This window comes from Bacillus sp. Je.9.29.b (assembly GCF_051129925.1).
Lineage (GTDB): Bacteria > Bacillota > Bacilli > Bacillales > Bacillaceae > Bacillus > Bacillus safensis.
Genome location: NZ_JBCPSO010000001.1, coordinates 461,254 through 482,598, shown reverse-complemented (window position 1 = coordinate 482,598; position 21,345 = coordinate 461,254). Strand labels below are relative to the sequence as shown.

Here is a 21,345-nt window from a genome sequence, read left to right as displayed (position 1 = left end):
AATTGCATGAAAAATATGATGATTGACTTTAGCTGTTTATGCAGAACAAAACACCCCTTTTAAATGTCTTCTTTCCTCTTCACTGTCCACCTCATGTGTACACAATCATATTAAAAAACACCCCGCCCAGGAGTGTTTAATAATCGTTCTGCATTTCTCGTTTTTCAAAGCGTCCGATATCGGCAACTGCCCCAATGACAATCAGAATATCTTCTTTTTGAATCATTTCATCTGCGAGCGGTGAAACAATCACTTCTTTCCCACGCTTAATCGCCACAATATTAATGCCATATCTCGCTCTAATATCGAGATCTAAAAGAGAATGCCCTGCAAGCCTGCTGTTGGCCACGATTTCAATGAGGCTGTACTCATCTGACAGCTCAAGATAATCTAATACGTTATTGGAGATGATTTTATGTGCAATTCGTCTGCCCATGTCCCGCTCTGGATGAACGATGCGATCAGCCCCAATTTTATTTAGTACCTTTTCGTGATAGTCGTTTTGCGCCTTTACTGTGACCATTTTGACGCCAAGCTCTTTCAGCATAATCGTCGTTAAAATACTGGCCTGAATGTTTTCACCAATCGCAACGATGACATGATCAAAATTGCGGATACCGAGATTTTTTAAAACAGATTCGTCCGTCGAATCGCCAATCACCGCATGTGAGGCAATTTTCGCGTATTCGTTCACTCGATCTTCATTCATATCCATGGCCATGACTTCAAGTCCTTCTTCGCTCAGCGCCTTGCAAATACTTCCGCCAAAACGCCCAAGACCAATGACTGCATATTCCTTTTTCATCTTCAGACTCCTTTTATCTCACTTACCATGCATTTTACTACGGTTTGATTAACGAATCCATATGCAAGCGAATTTTTTTGCGGAATGCTTCACTTAAATAAAGATCTGCTCCTTTTTCAATTTCACTGCGGTAATGACCTGGCGGAGCAATTTCTTCGCTCTTTTGAAGAACTAGAAAGGTTAAACAGTCTTCATATATTTGATCACCTATTTTGACATCGACAAAAGCTGGACGATATGTGCCCTCATAGACGCCTTCTCGTTTGTACAAATATCGAATGGCATTAAAAGGAACCTCATATAAAACGCCCTCTGTTTCTCCGCCGTCTTCTACCATATCGGCTCTTGATCCATCAGGCCTTACCAATGTAAATCTAGTTGTAAAGCCGTTCAGAGCACCGCCGCCGATGATTTGTTTAAAATAATGATCAACTTCCGCCAGTTTAAATCTTGCATCATCCATACAGGAGCCATAGGCAAAATAATAGAAGGATGCCGGCTGCTGCTGCCACATTCTATATTCCTTCCAGCAGCCGCTCTCGATCTCCTTCAGCGATGATGCCTTCTGCTTTGGTAAAGTGTATGTAAGAGCCGCCACCGGCCCTTTGTCTGTCATGACATCGACCGCCTGCTTGTCATACCCTTCCTCAAGTAAATCTATCTTATTCAGCGTGCTTGCGGTTACCTCGTACAATTCTCCATATACTGTGCTTTTCTCTTTTGGAACGCACGCAGGGTATCCTTGACCTGTATCATAGATTCTGCCGCTGATCCAAGCTGATTTAGCTAATGGCCTGCTTTCTTTCATATACGTCTCGTGGTGCTCTTCATGCTGCAGAAGCGTCCCATATACAAATAAAGCTTTCGCCTTCATGAAATCACGTCCTCTCGCCTTGCTGCTGTCTGCATTTTTGCCACACAGGTAAATAGATATGAAAAGCTGTACCTTTTCCCAGCTCACTGACCACATCCATCCTACCGTGATGATCTTTTAAAATTGCTGCACAGATGGTGAGGCCAAGTCCCGTCCCTTCTGTTTTTGTGGAGAAGAAAGGATCATATATTTTCTGAATATCCTCTTCAGACATCCCTTTTCCTTCATCTTGAATGGTAATTTTCCATTCGTTCATCACTTTTTCTGTTGATATGTATATACTGCCGCCTTCAGGCATAGCCTCAATGGCATTTTTGATTAAATTAATGAACAGCTGCTTCATTTGGTTAGCGTCTGCTAATATAGCGCCGGCATCCTGCTTTTTAAATGGCTGTTTGAGATCAATATTCGAAAGGACTGCATTGGTTTTTAGCAATGTAATGACCTGCTCTAACAGTGCATGAAGCTGAACTTCTTGAAACTGGACCGACTGCGGCTTTGCCAGTACAAGCAGCTCACTTAAAACAAAATCAATCCGTTTAATTTCGGAAAAGATAATGTCAAAATAATCGGTTCTTTCAGGATATTGCGTTTTCATCAGCTGCAAAAAGCCGTTTACTGAGGTCAGCGGATTTCTGACTTCATGGGCGATTCCAGCGGCTATTTGTCCTGCAACGGCCAGCTTTTGCGCCTGCATTTGCAATTGTTGATTTGATTTTTCAAGCTCAAGCTTTGCCAGCTTTTGTTTTGTAATATCTGCAACTGTTCCAATACCTCCAGTAAACTGGTGCTGCTCATCAAAGTAGAGCTTATAATGAACGTCTCCCCATACTTTCTTCCCTTCTTTATGAAGAAGCTGCAGCTCGATCCGCCCTGAATCTTTATGCTCTTTGATGACAGATGACAAATGCTGAATAACTCTTTCTTCTTGATCAAAGTACTGATTGTACATCGTACCTAGACATTCATCTATATCATAGCCGGTCATTTGTTTCCATGCTTGATTTAAGAAGATGATGTGCCCTTTTTCATCTGTTTCAAAGACAATTTCTTGCAAGTTATCTGTAATTCGATTCAGCCGCTCTGTCAGCTTGTGTGCTTCTTTTTCTCTCTTATTTAGATCTGACACAAGTAAATTCAAGCGGTCTACATATCCTGAGACAACCCAGATCCCTGCTAACACAACGACTGTAAAGGCTAGATCGAGCGGCCAATTAATTTGATAGCCGCCTACATAATAAAAGAAATCCCAGCTTATGATTAAGATAAATGCAAGAACAGATAACACGATCCGCACTTGATATGTTTTGTTCAAATGATTCCACCTGCCGCCCTGAGATTCTTTGTCAATTGTACCATTTTCCACTTATTTTTTGAGGGAGATGGGGCATTTTTAAGGAACTTTTTTAAAGAAAAAATAGCCTGTTCTCAGCACTAAGGAAGAGAGCAGGCTATTTGATTACTTCTGAAGAGCTTCTTGCAGCTCTTTTAACAGCAGTTCTGCGCCTTCAGCGCTTAATGTAATTTGACCATTTCCATATTCATGGTTCTCTGATGTAATCTCACCAGTCATGAGACAAACGCCCTCTGGCTGATATTTTTTCAAGACGATTTTATCTCCATCTATAAAAAATTCCATACTGTCTTTAATAGCGATATCAAGTGCTCTTCTCAATTCGATTGGCATCACAATACGCCCTAGTTCGTCTACTTTTCTTACGACTCCGATAGATTTCAATTTCGTTCCCTCTTTCTTTCATTAGCTCAAGATCAATCTGTTTTTCACCAATTGATATATCGTAGACGTAAGAGATTCTTAAAAGGTTTCTCCTCTATAAAAATTTTTTTCATAAAAGAAAAAACAAAGGGAAAATTTATTGTGATTGTCAAAATGATACTTGAATTTTACAGATTCATTTCAAGGTGATCACAAACCCCCACAAATGACATCAACCCTCTGAACTTTTAAATGTAAAATTGTTTAAAACAGCAAAAATAGAGATTGGGTGAAAACATGTTTCAAAATGCCGAAATTGGAATTGATTTAGGAACAGCTAACATATTGGTTTATAGTAAAAATAAGGGAATTATTTTAAATGAACCTTCCGTCGTAGCAGTCGATACAGAAACAAAGACTGTACTTGCCGTCGGATCAGAAGCAAAAGAAATGATCGGGAAAACACCTGGAAAAATTGTTGCGATCCGTCCGATGAAAGACGGTGTCATCGCTGATTATGATATGACAACAGATTTACTTAAACAAATCATGAAAAAAGCAGGAAAAAATATCGGGTTTACCTTCAGAAAGCCAACTGTCGTTGTATGTACACCTTCTGGTTCAACAGCTGTTGAGCGCCGCGCCATCAGCGATGCTGTGAAAAACTGCGGAGCAAAACATGTGCATTTAATTGAAGAACCTGTTGCAGCTGCAATCGGTGCTGATCTTCCGGTAGACGAGCCTGTTGCGAACGTCGTAGTCGATATTGGCGGCGGAACAACAGAAGTTGCGATCATTTCATTTGGCGGCGTTGTCTCTTGTCATTCGATTCGAATTGGCGGCGATCAGCTGGATGAAGATATCATTACGTTTGTCAGAAAGAAATATAACCTATTAATCGGCGAACGGACGGCCGAGCAGGTGAAAATGGAAATTGGGTATGGTCTCATTGAACATGAGCCTGAATCATTAGAAGTGCGCGGTCGCGACCTTGTGACAGGTCTGCCAAAAACGATCACACTTGTCTCTCATGAAATTCAAGGCGCCATGCGAGAATCACTTCTTCATATTTTAGAAGCGATCCGTGCCACACTAGAGGACAGCCCTCCAGAGCTAAGCGGAGATATTGTAGACCGCGGCGTCATTTTAACTGGCGGAGGCGCTCTTTTAAATGGAATACAAGAATGGCTTTCTCAAGAGATTGTGGTTCCAGTCCATATTGCAGCCAATCCCCTTGAATCTGTTGCAATTGGAACAGGTCGTTCATTAGAAGTGATCGACAAATTGCAAAAAACTTTAAAATAATCTTCTTGTTCTACTTCTTTTTTTGTCATTTCGATCATATCGTGAGAAATGGATAAACGTGAAGGAGGAAGAACATGTTGCTTGATTTAGGTAAACGGGTCGTTGTCACAGTCATTTTAACGGGTATTATTTTAGGAGGAATGAGCCTGTCGTTTTCACATATGCCGCCTTCTAATGCACAGCCTGTGAAACAACTGAACCGCTAAAAAAGCCGCCCAAAAGCGGCTTTTTTATTTTGGCTTTAAACGGGCTCCCCATTTTCCTTTTCGGTCATAAATCTGATATGATGAACATGACTAAAGGAGGGTTTTTTTATGAGTTCATTTGAAAAACAACTAGATCAATATGCGAAGACCATCGTTGAAGTCGGTGTGAATGTACAAAAGGGGCAGGAAGTCGTTGTATCGGCATTTACTGAATCTGCACATCTTGTTCGTCTTGTAGCGAAACACGCGTATGAGCGCGGGGCGAAAAACGTACATATCCGCTGGAGTGATGGTGTTCTCACCCGTTTAAAGTATGAACATGCGCCACAGGATGTATTTGAGCAATTCCCTGAATGGGAAGCACAGATGATGGAAACCATCGCAAAACACGGAGGCGCTTTTATTACCATCCTGTCAGAAAGCCCTGACCTTTTGCGAGGCATTGATTCGAAAAAAATCGCTGCACAGCAAAAAGCTGCTGGTTCAGCACTACATACATATCGTCAATACGTTCAATCTGACAAAGTCGCTTGGACAGTCGTAGGTGCTGCATCAAAAGAATGGGCGAAAAAGATTTTCCCTGATCATACAGATGAAGAAGCTGTCACGTTATTGTGGGATCAAATCTTTAAAGTCGCACGCGCTGATCAAACAGATCCAGTTGAGGCTTGGAAAAAGCACGATGCGTCATTAAATGAAAAGGTCAAAATACTCAATGAACGCCACTACCACAAGCTTCATTATGAAGCACCGGGCACAGACTTAACGATCGAGCTTCCAGAGCAGCATATTTGGGTAGGTGCTGGCAGCGTAAGTGAACGCGGAGTCTCGTTCATGGCCAACATGCCGACAGAAGAAGTCTTTACCGTACCGAAAAAAGACGGTGTAAACGGGACAGTCTCAAGCACAAAGCCGCTCAGCTATGCTGGAAACATCATTGATGAGTTTTCATTAACCTTTGAAAATGGCCGGATTGTGGATGTGAAAGCAAAAGAAGGCGAAGATATTTTAAAATCTCTCGTTGAAACAGATGAAGGCTCTCATTATCTAGGTGAGGTTGCCCTCGTACCAGATGATTCACCAATTTCTAACTCAAATATTCTTTATTACAATACACTTTACGATGAAAATGCATCAAATCACCTTGCCATCGGCAGCGGATATGCGTTTAATATCGAAGGCGGAAAAGAAATGAAACGAGAGGAATTGGATGCTGCGGGTGTGAACAGCAGTATTACACACGTTGATTTTATGATTGGTTCAAAGGAAATGAATATTGACGGAATCACAAAAGACGGGAAACACGAACCGATCTTTCGAAATGGAAACTGGGCGATTTAATCAAAAAAAGACATCCTATGGATGTCTCAGATTGAAGACAAAGGGCTAAAATGATCTTTATTTTAGCCCTTTGTTTTCTTTTCAGCGTATAGAAAACCTTTGCAGTCTAGGAAGGGCGAGCACCAGAACGGAGCGAATTTGACATTCGTGAGTACTGGAGCGCAGACCTGACACCGAATGCGAGGGTTTGTCTACACGCTGAGACATCCTATGGATGTCTTTTTTATTTATGCGTAAAGCTCTTCAAGTCTTTTTTGGATGTCTTGATCTGATAAAAACTCATCATATGTTGTTTGTTTATCGACGATGCCATTTGGCGTCACTTCGATAATCCGGTTTGCGACTGTTTCAACAAACTGATGGTCATGAGATGAGAAGAGCATGGCTCCTTTAAAGCTCATGAGACCGTTATTCAGCGCTGTAATGGATTCTAGGTCTAAGTGGTTCGTTGGCTCATCCAGCAGCAAAATATTCGCTCCAGACAGCATCATTTTTGATAACATACAACGAACCTTTTCTCCTCCTGATAAGACACTTGCTTTTTTCTTCACTTCTTCCCCAGAGAAAAGCATACGTCCTAAGAAACCACGCAGGAAGCTTTCGCTTTGATCATTCGGAGAATATTGACGGAGCCAATCAACGAGATCAACGTCATTTCCTTCAAAGTATTCACTATTATCTTTCGGGAAAAAGGCTTGTGACGTTGTGACGCCCCATTTAAATGATCCGCTGTCTGGCTCCATTTCACCAGCAAGGATTTTAAATAATGTGGACACAGCAAGCTCATTACGGCTTAAGAACGCAATTTTATCTTCGCGGTTCATAATAAAGCTGACATTATCCAGTACTTTTACACCGTCAATTGTTTTTGATAGACCTTCTACTTGAAGGACATCATTTCCGATTTCACGCTCTGGCGCAAAATGAACATACGGATATTTACGTGAAGACGGCTTAATGTCATCTAAAGAGATTTTATCAAGCAATTTCTTTCTTGATGTCGCTTGCTTCGATTTAGAAGCGTTCGCACTAAACCGGGCAACGAATTCTTGAAGCTGCTTAATTTGTTCTTCTTTTTTCTTATTCGCTTCTTGGCTTAGTTTCAGCGCTAACTGGCTGGACTCATACCAAAAATCATAGTTACCGACGTATACTTGGATTTTTCCGAAATCAAGGTCCGCAATATGTGTACATACTTTATTTAAGAAGTGACGATCATGCGAAACGACGATGACGGTATTTTCAAAGTTAATGAGGAACTCTTCGAGCCACTGGATTGCTTGTAAGTCCAAGTGGTTCGTCGGCTCATCGAGAAGAAGAACGTCAGGCTTGCCAAATAAAGCTTGAGCTAAAAGTACTTTTACCTTTTCAGAACCGCCAAGCTCAGACATTTTCTTCGATTGAAGGCTTTCTGGAATGCCAAGACCCTTTAATAGGATTGCTGCTTCACTTTCAGCTTCCCAGCCGTTTAATTCGGCAAATTCACCTTCAAGCTCCGCTGCACGAATCCCGTCTTCATCTGAGAAATCAGGTTTCATATAGATCGCATCTTTCTCCTGCATCACATCATATAGACGTTTGTGACCCATGATGACGACTTTCAGCACTTCAAACTCTTCGTATTCAAAGTGGTTCTGTTTTAAAATCGCTAAACGCTCGCCAGGACTCATATGAACATCGCCCGTTTGAGGCTCAATTTCTCCAGAAAGAATTTTTAGGAACGTTGATTTACCAGCTCCATTGGCACCAATTAATCCGTAACAGTTGCCAGGAGTGAATTTAATATTTACTTCTTCAAATAGTTTACGATCAGCAAAGCGCAAACTAACATTATTTACTGCAATCATTTATTAATCCTCCATCACTCATTCATCATTATGAAGTATAACATGAATAACGTTTGATAGAAACGTCTCTCGCTAAGAACGAAGGCTTTTTGTCTATTATGATATAATAAACGGGAATGATTGATTGAAGGAGTTCGGGCGATTTGAGATTACTCACACTGTTGGAATACTGTTTATTGATTTTCTTTATGGGCATTTATTTATCTGCAACAGGCTTTAATGCGAGGGACTTTGGGCTTTATATTGGGCTTGTCCTCATTTACACACTGGTCCACATCTTTTCCAAACGCTTTTTACAAAAGCGGGGAAAAGAAAACCAAAAGATCGGATTGTTTCGATCCGTTTTAGCCATTACCGGATCTGTGTTCGCTTCTGTTCTTGCGATTGTAATCATTGTTACGGTGCTCACACCAAATTAAAAACGACCCTTCTGTAAGGGTCGCTCGTTCAAGTACCTTTCTCTTGCCCATGAGAAGGTGCTTTTATTTTGTCTGTCGAATATCGCCAAATGGGAAGAAAACAAATTCTGATGTCCCGACAACCCGATCCTTTTCAATGAGGCCAAGTCCATTTCGGCTGTCCATGGAATTGAGTCTGTTGTCCCCCATTACAAAGTAATCGTTTTTCGGTACTTTCACTGGACCAAAATCTCCAGTTAAATGCACTTCATACTCTTTCGCATGCGCCTTGTTCTCTTTTAAATAAGGCTCATCTACTTTTTTACCATTAATGTAAAGCGTATCATCCTTCATTTCAATCGTATCACCTGGAAGGCCGATCAATCGTTTGACATAATGAATCTTCTGACCATCTTTTCCATTAATAATCACAATGTCACCGCGTTTCACACCACCGAGATAATTAATGGTTTTGTTGACAAACAGCTTTTCCCCGTCATGAAGGGTCGGTTCCATTGACTCTCCTTCCACCACATACGGTTCAAATATAAACGTACGGATGAGCAAGACGAGCGCAAGTGCGATTAAAATGGCTTTGATCCATTCAAACAGTGAACTTTTCTTCTCTGTTTTGGCTTGCTTCGCATCAGATTGAATGTCATTTTCGTTTTGTTTGTTTTCTTCGTTCAAAATACTGCTTCCTCCTAAGACTTTCTGCTAAAAGACTTGAAACGTGAATTGAATAACTTTACTTTATCATATGTCAATTAAAAATTCACAAGACAACCATCTAATTAGATATTTTTTCCTAATTCACTGATAATTAAACAAAAAGAAGCACCGTTTTACACGATGCTTCTCATCTGCATTACGCTTCTTGCCTAACTGGTTTTTTCAAAATACCCAGTAAAATCGCTGTCACAACGGCACCGATTAAGATGCTGATGATATAAAGAACTGGATGATTTGTTACCCAGAAAACAAATAGTCCGCCATGCGGTGCAGGAAGCGTCACTCTGAAGAATTCCGTTAATCCGCCAGCAACTGCTGCACCAATAACAGCTGAAGGAATCACACGAAGAGGATCTGCCGCCGCAAATGGGATTGCTCCTTCCGTGATGAAGGCAGCTCCCATGAAGTAACATGTAATCCCTGCTTCACGGTCACGTTTTGAAAACTTATTTCTAAAGATCGTTGTTGCAAGTGCAATACCTAGTGGTGGTACCATTCCGCCTGCCATAATTGCAGCATGCGGTGCATAGTTGCCAGCAGCAATCATCGCAAGACCAAATGTGTAAGCCGCTTTGTTAATTGGGCCTCCCATATCAATTGCCATCATACCAGCTAAAATAATACCCATTAAGACAAGGTTTCCCGTACCTAATGATTCAAGCCAATGTGTTAATCCGTCCATCACCATTTTCACTGGTGTGTTGACAATATAATGCATGATAATGCCTGTGAAGAAAATACCGAACAATGGATACAGCAGAACCGGTTTAATCCCGTCGAGTGTCTGCGGTACGAATGTGAATACTTTTTTGAGCAGCACAACAATGTAACCTGCTAGGAAACCAGCAATCAATCCGCCTAAGAACCCTGCACCTGCTGCTGACGCCATAAAACCACCGACCATACCTGGCGCAAAACCTGGACGATCTGCAATACTCATGGCAATAAATCCAGCTAATACCGCAACGATTAAGGCAAGTGCATTATCGCCGCCAATTCCTTTTAAGACAGCTGCAAATGAATTAAATGAAGGGTCCTTAGGATCTGCTGAGTTAATGCCCCAGAAGAATGAAATCGCAACAAGGATACCGCCTCCGACAACAAATGGAAGCATGTTACTTACACCACTCATTAAGTGCTTGTAAAATCCGCTTCTTCCTTTGCCAGATGATTCATTTTCGTCTTTAGAAGAACTGCCGCCTGAACCTTTATAAATCGGCGCATCTTGATTGATTGCTTTTTCAATTAATTCCTGTGGACGGCGAATACCAGCTGTTACAGGGACTTCAATGACATGCTTGCCTTTAAAGCGTTCCATTTCTACTTGCTTGTCCGCTGCCACAATGATGGCTGGTGCTTCTTCAATTTCTTTTGCTGTAAGGGCATGTTTAATACCGCCAGAGCCGTTTGTTTCAACTTTAATGTCAACGCCCATTTCTTTTGCTTTTTCTTTCAAAGCATCTGCTGCCATAAATGTATGGGCAATGCCTGTCGGGCAAGCTGTTACTGCTAAAATTTTAGCAGGTTTTCCTTCTGCTGCCGGCTCCTCTTGAACTTCCTCTTCTTCTTCATCATCTTGATCATGTGTATTGATGATCTCAATGATTTCATCTTCAGTCGCCGCTTCAAGGAGCTGCTTTCGAATTTCTTCACGCATAAGAAGTGTGGATAAACGAGAAAGTGCCTCTAAGTGCGTGTTGTTTGCGCCTTCAGTTGCGGCAATCATAAAGACAAGATGACTCGGCTGCGCGTCTAGTGATTCATAATCAACGCCAGCAGTTGAGCGGCCAAATGCAATGGCAGGCTCTTTTACACTTGCTGTTTTAGCATGCGGGATGGCAATTCCTTCGCCAATACCAGTAGAGCTCTGTTTTTCACGATTGATCACAGCTTCTTTGTAGCCCTCTTTATCATTTAACTTGCCTGCTGTATCTAAAACAGTGACCAGCTCTTCAATGACTCCTTCTTTCTGCTGGCTGTTTAATTGAAGCTTAATGGTATGCTTCGTGAGTAGTTCTGTAATTTTCATGATGACTCCTCCTTTAAATGCGTGTGACTTTTACTTGTGGTAATAGTGTGTCAACAAGCTCTTTTGTGCCAAGCTCCTCAGAAAAGGCTGTAGCGCTTCCTGAAGTAACACCAAGCTTAAATGAATCTTCAATTGAAAGGCCTTTTGAAACGCCGGCTAAAAACCCTGCAACGACTGAATCTCCTGCTCCAACTGAATTAACGAGCGTTCCATTTGGAACATTGGACTGATAGATTCCTTCTTTACTGAATAAGAGGGCGCCATCTCCAGCCATGGAGACGATGACATGTTCAGCACCTTGTTCTAACAGCTTTTTCCCATAAGGAATTGCTTCTTCTGCTGATGAAATACTCGTCTCAAACATTTCACCAAGCTCATGATGATTTGGCTTCATTAAGAACGGTTTCATGTCTGCTGCTTTTTTTAACGCTTCGCCAGAAATATCAAGAACAACTCTTACACCTTGCTCTTTGCAAACTTCAGCAATGCGCTCATATGTGTTATGAGGTAATGAAGAAGGAATGCTGCCAGCTAAAACCACGACATCTCCTTCAGTCAGTGAAGAAAATTGAGATAGAAAAGACTCAAATTGCGCTTCAGTAATTGATGGGCCGAGTCCGTTGATTTCTGTCTCTTCACCTGTTTTTAGTTTCACATTGATTCTTGTATCTTCTGACACCTCGTGAAACGCTGTTTGTAATTGTTCGTTCTGTAAAAAATCTTGAATATATTTGCCTGTAAATCCACCAATGAATCCAAGTGCTTTTGATTCAACACCGTGACGTTTTAATAGCCTTGAGACATTGATTCCTTTACCACCTGGATATTTTTGATCATAGGTTGAACGATTTAAACCGCCGACTGCAAAATCCTCCACGTGTACGATGTAATCAACTGATGGGTTTAAAGTAACTGTATAAATCATGTTTTCACTACCTTTATAACCGTTTTTTCATGGTAATTATCGAATGAATCCTCTTTTGCGTCGTTTGTGATAATGGTGGCTTCCTGTAAACTAGCAAAGGCTGAAAACGATATTTCGCCAAACTTCGAGGCATCTGATAAGATGTAGGTTTTTTTCGCCTGTTTCATGGCTCTTTTTTTCATGAGAGCTTCCTCTGGATCAGGTGTTGTAAAACCCGCCTCAGGATGAATGCCGTTTGTCCCAACAAAGCTTTTGTCAAAACGATAATTTTCCATCGCTGTCAGAGCTGCGGCTCCCACCATGGCTCCTGTTCGATGTTTCACTGATCCGCCTATCAAGTAAAAGGTAATGCCTTTTCTCATGAGTGCTTCAATGTGCATCACACCGTTTGTCACCACGACAATATCTTGATCTGGATCGATATATTCAATCATTTGCTGTGTGGTTGTACCTGCATCTAAATAAATACAGTCGCCCTGTTTTAAAAGAGATGCCGCTGCCTCTGCTACCAATGACTTTTCTTGAAGGTTTTTGGCAGATTTCTCAAATACATCTGGTTCAAGGCGAATACTCGAAATCTTGGCTGCTCCTCCATGAACCCTTTTAAGAAATCCTTTTTCTTCAAGGGCTGATAAATCTCTTCTAATTGTAGATTCAGACGCATCCGTCATCATCGTTAAGTCCTGTATTTTAATGACATCATTTTCTTCTAAGCTGTCGATAATGAGTTGATGTCTTTCCGGTGTTAACATGAGAACACCCCTTTTGAAAACGTATTCATTTTGCGCGCACCTTTATTGTAATCGCTTTTTTCAACATTATCAATACAAAACAATCAAATACATTCAATAACTATCAAAATCTTTCACCATGGTCATCTTACCTTTATATGTACCATTTGTAAACTGAAAAATATGTGACATTAAGATGAAAGTCATGATATTAGCATTTCTATCATTTTTTATTTCATTCAATGGAACTAAAAAAAGCTTTTATGCGATTTGCATAAAAGCTATTGATGTGTAATGAAGGCAAATGTAAACCATTTGTATGCTTTTTTCTTCTCCGAATTATTCATACCTGAGCGATTCAATAGGGTCTAGTCTCGCTGCTTTATTCGCAGGAATTAACCCAAAAACAATACCAATGAGCATACTAAACAGTACGCCTCCACAAACCACTTGCCAAGATACGAGAGACGGCCAGCCGGCAAATAGTGATACTAGCGAAGCACCGCCTAAACCAAGTGCAATTCCCATCAGCCCGCCGATAAGCGTTAAAACGACAGACTCAATTAAAAACTGAACGAGAATTTGCGCCCTTGTTGCGCCCATCGCCTTTCGAATACCGATTTCTCTTGTCCTCTCTGTCACAGAAACGAGCATAATATTCATCACACCGATGCCGCCGACAAGTAAAGAGATTCCGGCTATTGAGCCAATGATCGTTGTCATAACGGACGTTATTTGACCGATCCCTTCTGCGATTTCTTCCATATTGATCATTTCGTAAGCATCTTCTGTATGATGATTTTCATTTAATATGGCAGCCGCGTTCTTTCCTACTTCCTTCATTTGATCCGCATGTGCGACTTGAATAGACAACTTATCATATTCATTCATACCAAATGTGGAGGTGAGCATCGCAAATGGGACATATATTTCATTCATATCAAATGAAAACATCCCTTTCTGTTTTGCTAACACACCGATGACTTCAACCGGCTGTCCGTTCATCCAAATCAGTTCACCTAATGCCTTTTGTCCATTGAATAGTTCTTTTTGTAAGCCATCCGAGATGAGGGCAGCTCTTCTGCCGCTTCTAAAGTCAATATCTCTTAAATTCTGTCCTTCTGCGATTTGTAATGAATGTACATTCGTATACCCCTCATTTATGCCGTTAACTGTCGCATCAACTGTCGTATCTTGAAATCTCAGCTGCATTCCTTGTGCAGTCGAGGAGGCGACCTGCTTCACCCCATTGATTGTCCTAATGCTTTTTATGTCTTCCTCAGTAAATGAGGCTTCGAATAAGGCATTTGGATTTGCATTTAACTCTTCGTCAGAAGGCGTATATGTCATATCAATGGTATTGTTTGGACCTGAAATCGATCCTTTTAACATTTGCTCACCGCCTTGACCGATCGCCACAACTGCAATGACCGATCCAACACCAATAATAATCCCAAGCATCGTTAAAATAGAACGTAATTTATGAGCTAAAACCGAATTCAGCGCTATTTTGATATTTTCAAAGAGTTTCATTCATAGCGTCCCCTTGTATCCATCTATCTTCAACAAGCCGTCCATCTCTCACAACGACCGTACGGTTTGTATACGCAGCTATTTCTTCTTCATGGGTGACAAGCACAATCGTTGTCCCTTCCTCATTCAGCTGTGTAAACTGTTCCATAATTGACATGCTTGTTTTTGAGTCGAGCGCACCAGTCGGTTCATCTGCTAAAATAAGCTGAGGCTTATTGACAATCGCTCGTGCAATTGCCACCCTTTGCTTTTGTCCTCCTGACAACTCACTTGGCATATGTTTCATTCGATCTGCCAAACCAACCTTTTCAAGTGCCAATTCCGCACGTTCTTTTCTTTCCTTTTGGCTGATCCCAGCGTAAATCATTGGCAGTTCAACATTGCGCCTCGCATTTAACCTTGGCAGGAGGTGAAATTGCTGAAAAACAAATCCAATGGATTGATTTCGAATGACCGCGAGCTCTTGATCCTTTGCTGCTGACAGCTCTGTACCTTGAAAATGATATTGTCCTGTCGTCGGGCGGTCTAAACAGCCAATAATATTCATTAATGTTGACTTTCCAGAGCCGGACGGGCCCATAATGGACATATACTCGCCTTTTTCAATGAAAAGATTCATGTCACTTAATACATCAAATGTTTCGTGTGCGACCTCATAGCTTTTTGTTACGTTGGAAAGCTGAATCATTCAGCATTCACTTCCATTCCGTCATACATGTCGTCTGTTGGATGAGCAATGATTTGATCCTCTGCCTTGACACCTTTTGTCACTTCAAGATCATGACCTGACGTTTCCCCTATGACCACTTTTACTTTTTTCAGTACATTTTTTCGAACAACATAAACGTATTGTCCATCAGTCTCTTTTTTTACCGCTGTTTCAGGAATCGTTTGCGCTTGGCGCTTATCTGTTTCAATTTCCATGATCATTTTAAAACCAGGCTTCGCCTCAGGTTTCTTTCCCTTTATTTCAACTTCAACAGGATATTGAACCGTTTCATCGCTCGAAGGTGTTTCGGCTGCAGTCTGGACAGGAACAGCGCCCACTTTTTTCACGACTCCTTGCCACCTCTTCCCGCGAATGACATCAGACGTTACCTTCACTTTTTGTTTCTTTTTGATTTTGATGGCATCATACTCTGAGATCAAACCCCGCACAATCATTTTTTTCTCATTACCAATATGGATGATCGGCTGCCTTTCTTCCGGCCCCCCTGCTCCGGCCTCTTGCTCAATGGAAATGACTGTTCCATCAATTTTACTATGTACGGTTAAATCTTCTATTTGCGCCTTTACTTTTTCTTGGCTGATCTCTGCTTGCTTTTGTTCTAATTCAGCCGCTTTCAGTTCTAATTGAAGCTGATCTCGCTCGCTTTTGGCATTAGCGTCAGAACCGCCTGCTTTTTTCTCATCTAATTCACTCAGCCTATTTTGCAATTGTTCCAGTTTTAATGTACTTGACTCAGCGGCTAGTGCTTGCTGCTGCTCCTCAAGCTCCAGTTCCTTGTTTTCATATGTAAGAAGCGGCGTTCCAGCCTTTACCTTTTCCCCTTCTTTCACAGCAATTCCCTTCAATTTCCCCTTTTCCTCTTCTTCATAGATGAACTGCTCTTCAGAGAACGAAAGTGTCCCGGGTGTCATCACCGTAGATGTGATTTCTTTCGGCGTGAGTTTGACTGTTTTAATCGGTGCTGTAGAAGCAGGCTTTGCTTGGTTTTTCGCAATATTAAATCCAATAAATAGTCCAATCACAATAATTAAAATAGATCCGATGATGATTTTCTTTCTCATAAAAACCCTCTACCCCCAGCTTACTGATATGTTAATTGCTGTTCCTACATATTGAAAAATTAACGATAAGATATAAAAAACGCCTATAATCACCCAAGAAATTCTCGGTGATATACGCCCAACTCGGATGAATAAAAAGCCTGTTAAAACAAGATTCCAGATCACAAAAAGATCGATATTGGCTAACACCGCCTGCCATGGACCAGAAATTCGAATGAGCGCGTTTAACGAGGTAACCGTGATGTCTTTTGGAACATGAAAAAGGATTACTGCCAAATGAGAAATAATCGTCCCAATGATCGTAACGGGCGTAATGAACAGGACCGCTGAAAACAGCTGCCGAAATGATGCATCACCTTTCGCTAAAAATACGATGAACTTATATATAGCAGCATTGATGACAATCCCAAATACCAGACCAATAAGCGTCACCACATAAACAACAGGTACCGGCAAACTTAAATCTGCCCACATTCCCTTATTTACGAGCTCAGACAAATAAGTCACAACGACTGTTAAAATAAGCACACAAGATAAAGGCCACCAAACAACTGGATGTTCCCATACTCTTTTCAGGTGCTCTGATGGTCTTGTGCTCACTCCAATGATCGTAGGTTTTTGCATGTTTTCTTTCACCAAATGTCATCCTCTCTATGTCAAGCAAGTATGCAAACGCACAATGACGCTCTTTTTCTTTCTATTTTATCAAAAGATTGCCAATAAGTGATCGATCATTTAATTTTCTTATTTTCGTTGAGAAAAAATTTTATCTATTATTCTATTTTCACGAATGAAACCCTTCAAATGACCTCATGATCCGACAATATTCACATCAAGAATCGTGCTTTTACTGACTTAAAAACATTTTATTAAGTAAACAATATGTCTTTCGGAATAAATATCCTTTTCTTTTGGATTCGCATGGTCTTAGATAGACACAACAATTTTTTGTTAAAATAATCCTAGTAATTTCGGCAAATCCCGGCTTTATAGGACTATGATTGGTTTCTTTTACAGAACAAATAAGCCTTTAGTATCAATACTTTCATATTAAAAAATTAAAAATAAAGGGATTTTACTTGATCAAAAGTTATTTTTTCATATAATGTAAAATAGAGGTAGGTTAAATGATAGTGGAAATGGAGTCAAGTGAATGTTAAGAGAAAAATTAAAAATGCAATTGATTTTACTGTATGAAAAGGAACAAGAAGCATGGCAATACTTTCGAAAGGAAAGAGAATCGATTTATCATGAGCTCAAATTACTTGATATGAAAGAAAGCAGACCTTCTAACGACAAAATATACTACGCTGCAAGATGTGTAGATATTATTAAAGAGAAAAAGGGAAGCATTGTGAGCACAAAAGAATTAAAGGAACAGCTTCAAGCTCAAACAGATTTCAATGTGAGACGAATCAGCGAATTGTATGATCTCATTCAGCAGCTCGATCCTCACATTTCTAAAGCAAGAAGGGGATGTTTTATTTACGAAGATCACACCCAAGCACCTCTACAAACTTTTCACACATAAAAAATTGGTTACAGCCGGGTGGCCATAACCAAATCCTCTAATATCTATTATCCACCACTTACAGGAGGAATGAGTGCAACAGTGTCCCCGCTACGCACTTCAGCATTTTCCCTCGTATATATTTCGTTGACTGCAACCATTACGTTTTGTGCAGCATCAACACCATATACCTCCTGTAATTCTAATTTAATCTCATCAACCGTTGTTTGATCTTTTTGAATGATGATTTGTTGTTTACCGGCCTTCTCAGCAAGGCCGGCGAACAATAACACATTAATCATGCTGATCACCTTCTTTCTCTGCAAGTTGAAGATGGCTAGGTTTACCTTCTGGATATGAAACCGTTTCAAGCTGATCACCTATCCAGGCCTCTCCATCTTCCCAATATTCTTTTTTCCAAATAGGAACGATTTCCTTGATTCGTTCAATAGCATATTCATTGGCTTCGTAGGCAGCTTTCCTATGAGGAGACGAAACGGCGATCGCAACAGCAATATCCGTTATCTCAAGTGTTCCAATCCGGTGCACAATCGCTGCTTCAGTGTCAGGCCACCGATTCTTCATTTCTTGTCCAATCTGCCTTAGCATGCTTTCCGCCATTGGTATGTATGCTTCGTAGGTTAAACGCAATGTTTTCTTGCCGTTTGTCCATTCTCTGACCGTCCCGATAAACGTTGTAATGGCTCCTGCCTTTCGTCTTGTCACATGCTGAATCAATTCGTTTACCTCAATCGGCGTTTTTGTTATTTTAAAAAGTTCGCTCAAAACGTGCCGCCTCCCTTCAATAAGTGAAAAGCAAATGTCATCCCGCGCTTATCAAAAGCTGAAAACACAGGAAACGGGTAATTTTCGGTTAATGGATTCTCTTGAGAAAAATAAATAGCTGCTTGTATATTAGAAAGAGTCGAAAGGTCATTAAGCTCCTCTTCATTCTTTACACAAACGATTTTGCGATAAGGCGCCTGTTTGTACCCCTCTATGAGCACAGCGTCTAACGGAAGATGCTGACACATGTTGAGCAGCTGCTCTAACGTGATGTGCTGCATCGAAAAGTGAAATTCACCCTCTCCTTCCACACCTGCGGCATATGCACCTGCCTGAATATATCGATCAGTATCTTTTTCTTTGTCTTTGAAAAGACGTTCTGGTGTCCCGCCATGTCCATGGTGTTTAAAGCAGCCTAGCTTCAGCCCTTCACGTTCAGCCAGCTGACAGAGCTTTTCGATCAACGTGGTCTTGCCGCTATTTTGATAACCGACCACCTGTAATATGCTTAATTTGTCATCCAGCATGGAGACCCACCGCCTTTGTGCTGAAACAGCAGAACATCAACTTGATCACCTGCTTGAAAACCTCTTGTTCCCCCAGGCAGCACGATGAAACAGTTAGCCTCTGCAATAGAGGTCACTGCACTTGATTTATCAAGACCTGTTGGAGTCACACTGATGTGACTGCCAGTGAATTGAAGGGCCGCCCTGACAAATCGAGTGAACGGATTGGCTTTTGGAAAATCATGTGTGAGTTTCGCCTCAGCGAAGCCGGGAAACGGATTTTCTTTCCTATACCATTTATAAATGATCGGTTTCACAAATAATTCAAAGCCCACAAAACAGGCAGCAGGGTTGCCGGACAGCCCAAACAGCAATTGACCATTCGGCATTGCAGCCACAGTCGTCACACTTCCAGGTCTCATTGCTACTTTATTAAACAGGACCTTGGCTCCCAGCTTTTCATAAATGGCAGGCAGAAAGTCAAAATCACCCACTGACACACCGCCTGTTGTGATCAGAATGTCTACCTTGCTCATGGCTGCTTTTACTGCATGATAACTTTTGTCAAAATCATCGGAGACTCCGCCTAAATCAAGCGGCTCAGCTCCGGCCTCAAGTACTTGCGCATAGACCATACTAAGATTACTATTTCTAATCTTGCCGTCCACCATGGCATCACTTACTTGAAGAAGCTCTGTGCCCGTTGAGATAATGCCAATCACCGGTTTTTTGACAACTGGCACTACCGCATATCCGAATGTCGCCAATAGAGCCGTGACGCCAGGAGTGACATCTATTCCTTTTTTGACCATCACGTTTCCTTTGAGTACCTCTTCTCCTTGACGAGAAATATTGTCTCCCTTTTTCAGCGGTCTTTTCAGTGACATGAATGATTTGCCGCCTTTTTCAAAAGTCTTCGTCAGTTCAATCATGATAACGACATTTGCGCCATTTGGAATTTTTGCTCCTGTCATAATACGAATGGCCTGAAAGGGACCGATGGTTTTTGCTGAGACCATTCCTGCACCAATATGATCAATGACCTCGAATTCCACTGGATGCGCACTTGACGCTTCTTTTGTATCTTCTGCCCGAAGTGCAAAGCCATCATAAGGAGAACGATCAAATGCCGGAACATCATGGTCTGCCAAAATATCTTCTGCAATAAACCGTCCAAGGCTATCCTTTAAAGGGACCCATTCTATTTCTCCATGTTTTTCGTATTGGTGGACTTTCTTTATAGCCTCTTCTACTGGTATTGGCTGCCGTCTTTCCATCACACATCACTCCTATATCCCTAGCAGTCTTGCTAGTAATGAATTGGCTTCTTTTTCATCATTTGTTCCATGGATTAATGCACGTCCCCCTTTGAAACAGACCATTCGGTAGTTTTCATAGCGTACATGGATTAAGAAGTCGTTTACTTCCACCTCACATATAGATGAAAGCCGCTCTTTCATATGCTGAAATGATAGTTTTGCTAAATCCTTTGAAACAATTTGAACAGTGTCACGTCCGCAAAGGACCGTCGATTTTTTACGCTGGTCATGTAAATAAGGATAGGTTCTTGCCGTGCCGCAAGTTGGACAGGTCTTCTCTTTAGTGCGAGATAAATCCATTTTAAATGATGTTGACTGCCAAAGATCAAACGTGACAAATTTCCGCTCGATTTGCTCTTCATGACCTGTTAAATATTTGAGTGCCTCTGTTTGCTGATAAGCAGAAACCATTTGAACGGCAGGTGAAATAATCCCCGCTGTATCACACGTCAAGCCGCCAACAGGCATTGCCGTGAACACACATGATAAACATGGCGTTTTATCCGGCAATATGGTCATATACATCCCCTGACTGCTCACACAAGCGCCATATATCCACGGCGTCTTCGTTTCTAGTGATAAATCATTCATCACCATTCTTGTCTCAAAATTATCTGTTGCATCAATGACGATATCTGCTCTCTGGAATAACGGCCTTAACAGCTCCGCCCCTGCATCTTCAATCAGGGCGTGTATCGTCACTTCATGATTGATCTGCTCGAGACGTTTTTTTGCCGCAGCTGCTTTTGGCACATGTGCCTTTGCATCATGTTCCGTGTACAGCTGCTGCCGCTGTAAATTTGAAAATTCCACATAATCACGATCGACAATCGTAAGCGTACCAATGCCAGACCGAACAAGCCCTTCCGCAGAGGCGGTACCAAGAGCACCGGCTCCAACGATCAGAACGTGACTTTCAGCCAGCGCATGCTGTCCTTTTTCCCCAACCGGAGGGAACAAGATTTGTCTTGAATATCGGTCATTCAATGC

23 protein-coding genes are annotated in these 21,345 nt (G+C 41.4%); 5 read left to right on the top strand and 18 right to left on the bottom strand.

Going from position 1 to position 21,345, the window contains the following annotated elements:
* Positions 1-136 precede the first annotated feature (136 nt).
* From AAZR19_RS02560 to AAZR19_RS02545, 4 genes are all read right to left on the bottom strand, one after another.
* Positions 137-805, bottom strand: coding sequence for a potassium channel family protein (locus tag AAZR19_RS02560; RefSeq protein WP_008345123.1), 669 nt, complete (start codon positions 803-805; stop codon positions 137-139).
* Between the two features lie 37 nt (positions 806-842).
* Positions 843-1,679, bottom strand: coding sequence for a gamma-glutamylcyclotransferase (locus AAZR19_RS02555; protein WP_434702229.1), 837 nt, complete (start codon positions 1,677-1,679; stop codon positions 843-845).
* A gap of 4 nt (positions 1,680-1,683) precedes the next feature.
* Positions 1,684-2,994: an ATP-binding protein gene (locus tag AAZR19_RS02550; protein WP_326148649.1), complete on the bottom strand. Its 1,311-nt coding sequence runs from the start codon at positions 2,992-2,994 to the stop codon at positions 1,684-1,686.
* Between the two features lie 144 nt (positions 2,995-3,138).
* Positions 3,139-3,417, bottom strand: coding sequence for an AbrB/MazE/SpoVT family DNA-binding domain-containing protein (locus AAZR19_RS02545; protein ID WP_024424746.1), 279 nt, complete (start codon positions 3,415-3,417; stop codon positions 3,139-3,141).
* Positions 3,418-3,693: 276 nt separating this feature from the next.
* On the opposite strand from AAZR19_RS02545, the gene mreBH reads away from it, so the two are divergent.
* From mreBH to AAZR19_RS02530, 3 genes are all read left to right on the top strand, one after another.
* A complete protein-coding gene (gene mreBH / locus AAZR19_RS02540; protein WP_024424745.1) occupies positions 3,694-4,701 on the top strand; it encodes a rod-share determining protein MreBH in 1,008 nt (335 codons plus the stop codon).
* A gap of 74 nt (positions 4,702-4,775) precedes the next feature.
* Positions 4,776-4,907, top strand: coding sequence for a protein YkpC (locus AAZR19_RS02535; protein ID WP_003210922.1), 132 nt, complete (start codon positions 4,776-4,778; stop codon positions 4,905-4,907).
* 108 nt (positions 4,908-5,015) lie between these two features.
* On the top strand, positions 5,016-6,248 hold the full coding sequence (locus AAZR19_RS02530; RefSeq protein WP_434702225.1) for an aminopeptidase: 1,233 nt from the start codon (positions 5,016-5,018) through the stop codon (positions 6,246-6,248).
* A 227-nt stretch (positions 6,249-6,475) separates the two neighbouring features.
* Here the strand turns inward: AAZR19_RS02530 and AAZR19_RS02525 are convergent, their stop codons facing one another.
* A complete protein-coding gene (locus AAZR19_RS02525) occupies positions 6,476-8,095 on the bottom strand; it encodes an ABC-F family ATP-binding cassette domain-containing protein (protein ID WP_024426884.1) in 1,620 nt (539 codons plus the stop codon).
* A 143-nt stretch (positions 8,096-8,238) separates the two neighbouring features.
* Here AAZR19_RS02525 and AAZR19_RS02520 point away from each other — a divergent pair, with 143 nt between their 5' ends.
* A complete protein-coding gene (locus tag AAZR19_RS02520; protein WP_041108837.1) occupies positions 8,239-8,514 on the top strand; it encodes a hypothetical protein in 276 nt (91 codons plus the stop codon).
* A gap of 63 nt (positions 8,515-8,577) precedes the next feature.
* On the opposite strand, the gene lepB is transcribed toward AAZR19_RS02520, so the two are convergent.
* The 8 genes from lepB to AAZR19_RS02480 all read right to left on the bottom strand — a co-directional run bounded on the left by lepB (position 8,578) and on the right by AAZR19_RS02480 (position 16,870).
* On the bottom strand, positions 8,578-9,150 hold the full coding sequence (gene lepB, locus AAZR19_RS02515; RefSeq protein ID WP_029706712.1) for a signal peptidase I: 573 nt from the start codon (positions 9,148-9,150) through the stop codon (positions 8,578-8,580).
* A 211-nt stretch (positions 9,151-9,361) separates the two neighbouring features.
* Complete coding sequence (locus AAZR19_RS02510) at positions 9,362-11,254, bottom strand: PTS fructose transporter subunit IIABC (RefSeq protein ID WP_041108835.1); 1,893 nt, start codon at positions 11,252-11,254, stop codon at positions 9,362-9,364.
* Between the two features lie 13 nt (positions 11,255-11,267).
* Complete coding sequence (pfkB, locus tag AAZR19_RS02505; RefSeq protein ID WP_041108833.1) at positions 11,268-12,179, bottom strand: 1-phosphofructokinase; 912 nt, start codon at positions 12,177-12,179, stop codon at positions 11,268-11,270.
* Positions 12,176-12,931 (bottom strand): DeoR/GlpR family DNA-binding transcription regulator, encoded by a 756-nt coding sequence (locus tag AAZR19_RS02500; protein WP_024424739.1) that lies wholly within the window; start codon positions 12,929-12,931, stop codon positions 12,176-12,178. Before AAZR19_RS02500 ends, pfkB begins: the two co-directional genes overlap by 4 nt.
* Positions 12,932-13,249: 318 nt before the next feature.
* Positions 13,250-14,443, bottom strand: coding sequence for an ABC transporter permease (locus AAZR19_RS02495; protein WP_434702222.1), 1,194 nt, complete (start codon positions 14,441-14,443; stop codon positions 13,250-13,252).
* Positions 14,430-15,131: an ABC transporter ATP-binding protein gene (locus AAZR19_RS02490; RefSeq protein WP_434702220.1), complete on the bottom strand. Its 702-nt coding sequence runs from the start codon at positions 15,129-15,131 to the stop codon at positions 14,430-14,432. The genes AAZR19_RS02495 and AAZR19_RS02490 overlap by 14 nt, the downstream gene beginning before the upstream one ends.
* Positions 15,128-16,234 carry an efflux RND transporter periplasmic adaptor subunit gene (locus tag AAZR19_RS02485; RefSeq protein ID WP_434702218.1) on the bottom strand — a complete coding sequence of 369 codons (1,107 nt, stop codon included), beginning with the start codon at positions 16,232-16,234 and terminating at the stop codon, positions 15,128-15,130. Before AAZR19_RS02485 ends, AAZR19_RS02490 begins: the two co-directional genes overlap by 4 nt.
* A 9-nt stretch (positions 16,235-16,243) precedes the next feature.
* Positions 16,244-16,870 (bottom strand): YIP1 family protein, encoded by a 627-nt coding sequence (locus AAZR19_RS02480; protein WP_041108825.1) that lies wholly within the window; start codon positions 16,868-16,870, stop codon positions 16,244-16,246.
* A gap of 517 nt (positions 16,871-17,387) precedes the next feature.
* On the opposite strand from AAZR19_RS02480, the gene AAZR19_RS02475 reads away from it, so the two are divergent.
* The gene (locus AAZR19_RS02475; RefSeq protein ID WP_024424734.1) at positions 17,388-17,765 is read left to right on the top strand and encodes a Rok-like winged helix domain-containing protein; all 378 of its coding nucleotides are present in this window, start codon (positions 17,388-17,390) and stop codon (positions 17,763-17,765) included.
* Between the two features lie 47 nt (positions 17,766-17,812).
* Here the strand turns inward: AAZR19_RS02475 and moaD are convergent, their stop codons facing one another.
* From moaD to AAZR19_RS02450, 5 genes are read right to left on the bottom strand one after another with little or no spacing between them, the layout of a single operon-like run.
* Positions 17,813-18,046 carry a molybdopterin converting factor subunit 1 gene (moaD, locus tag AAZR19_RS02470; protein ID WP_041108823.1) on the bottom strand — a complete coding sequence of 78 codons (234 nt, stop codon included), beginning with the start codon at positions 18,044-18,046 and terminating at the stop codon, positions 17,813-17,815.
* Positions 18,039-18,530 (bottom strand): molybdenum cofactor biosynthesis protein MoaE, encoded by a 492-nt coding sequence (locus AAZR19_RS02465; RefSeq protein ID WP_262089376.1) that lies wholly within the window; start codon positions 18,528-18,530, stop codon positions 18,039-18,041. The genes moaD and AAZR19_RS02465 overlap by 8 nt, the downstream gene beginning before the upstream one ends.
* A complete protein-coding gene (gene mobB, locus AAZR19_RS02460; RefSeq protein WP_087975502.1) occupies positions 18,527-19,057 on the bottom strand; it encodes a molybdopterin-guanine dinucleotide biosynthesis protein B in 531 nt (176 codons plus the stop codon). The genes AAZR19_RS02465 and mobB overlap by 4 nt, the downstream gene beginning before the upstream one ends.
* Positions 19,039-20,316: a molybdopterin molybdotransferase MoeA gene (locus AAZR19_RS02455; protein WP_434702214.1), complete on the bottom strand. Its 1,278-nt coding sequence runs from the start codon at positions 20,314-20,316 to the stop codon at positions 19,039-19,041. Before AAZR19_RS02455 ends, mobB begins: the two co-directional genes overlap by 19 nt.
* A 9-nt stretch (positions 20,317-20,325) precedes the next feature.
* Positions 20,326-21,342 carry a thiazole biosynthesis adenylyltransferase ThiF gene (locus AAZR19_RS02450; RefSeq protein WP_041108817.1) on the bottom strand — a complete coding sequence of 339 codons (1,017 nt, stop codon included), beginning with the start codon at positions 21,340-21,342 and terminating at the stop codon, positions 20,326-20,328.
* Positions 21,343-21,345: the final 3 nt, after the last annotated feature.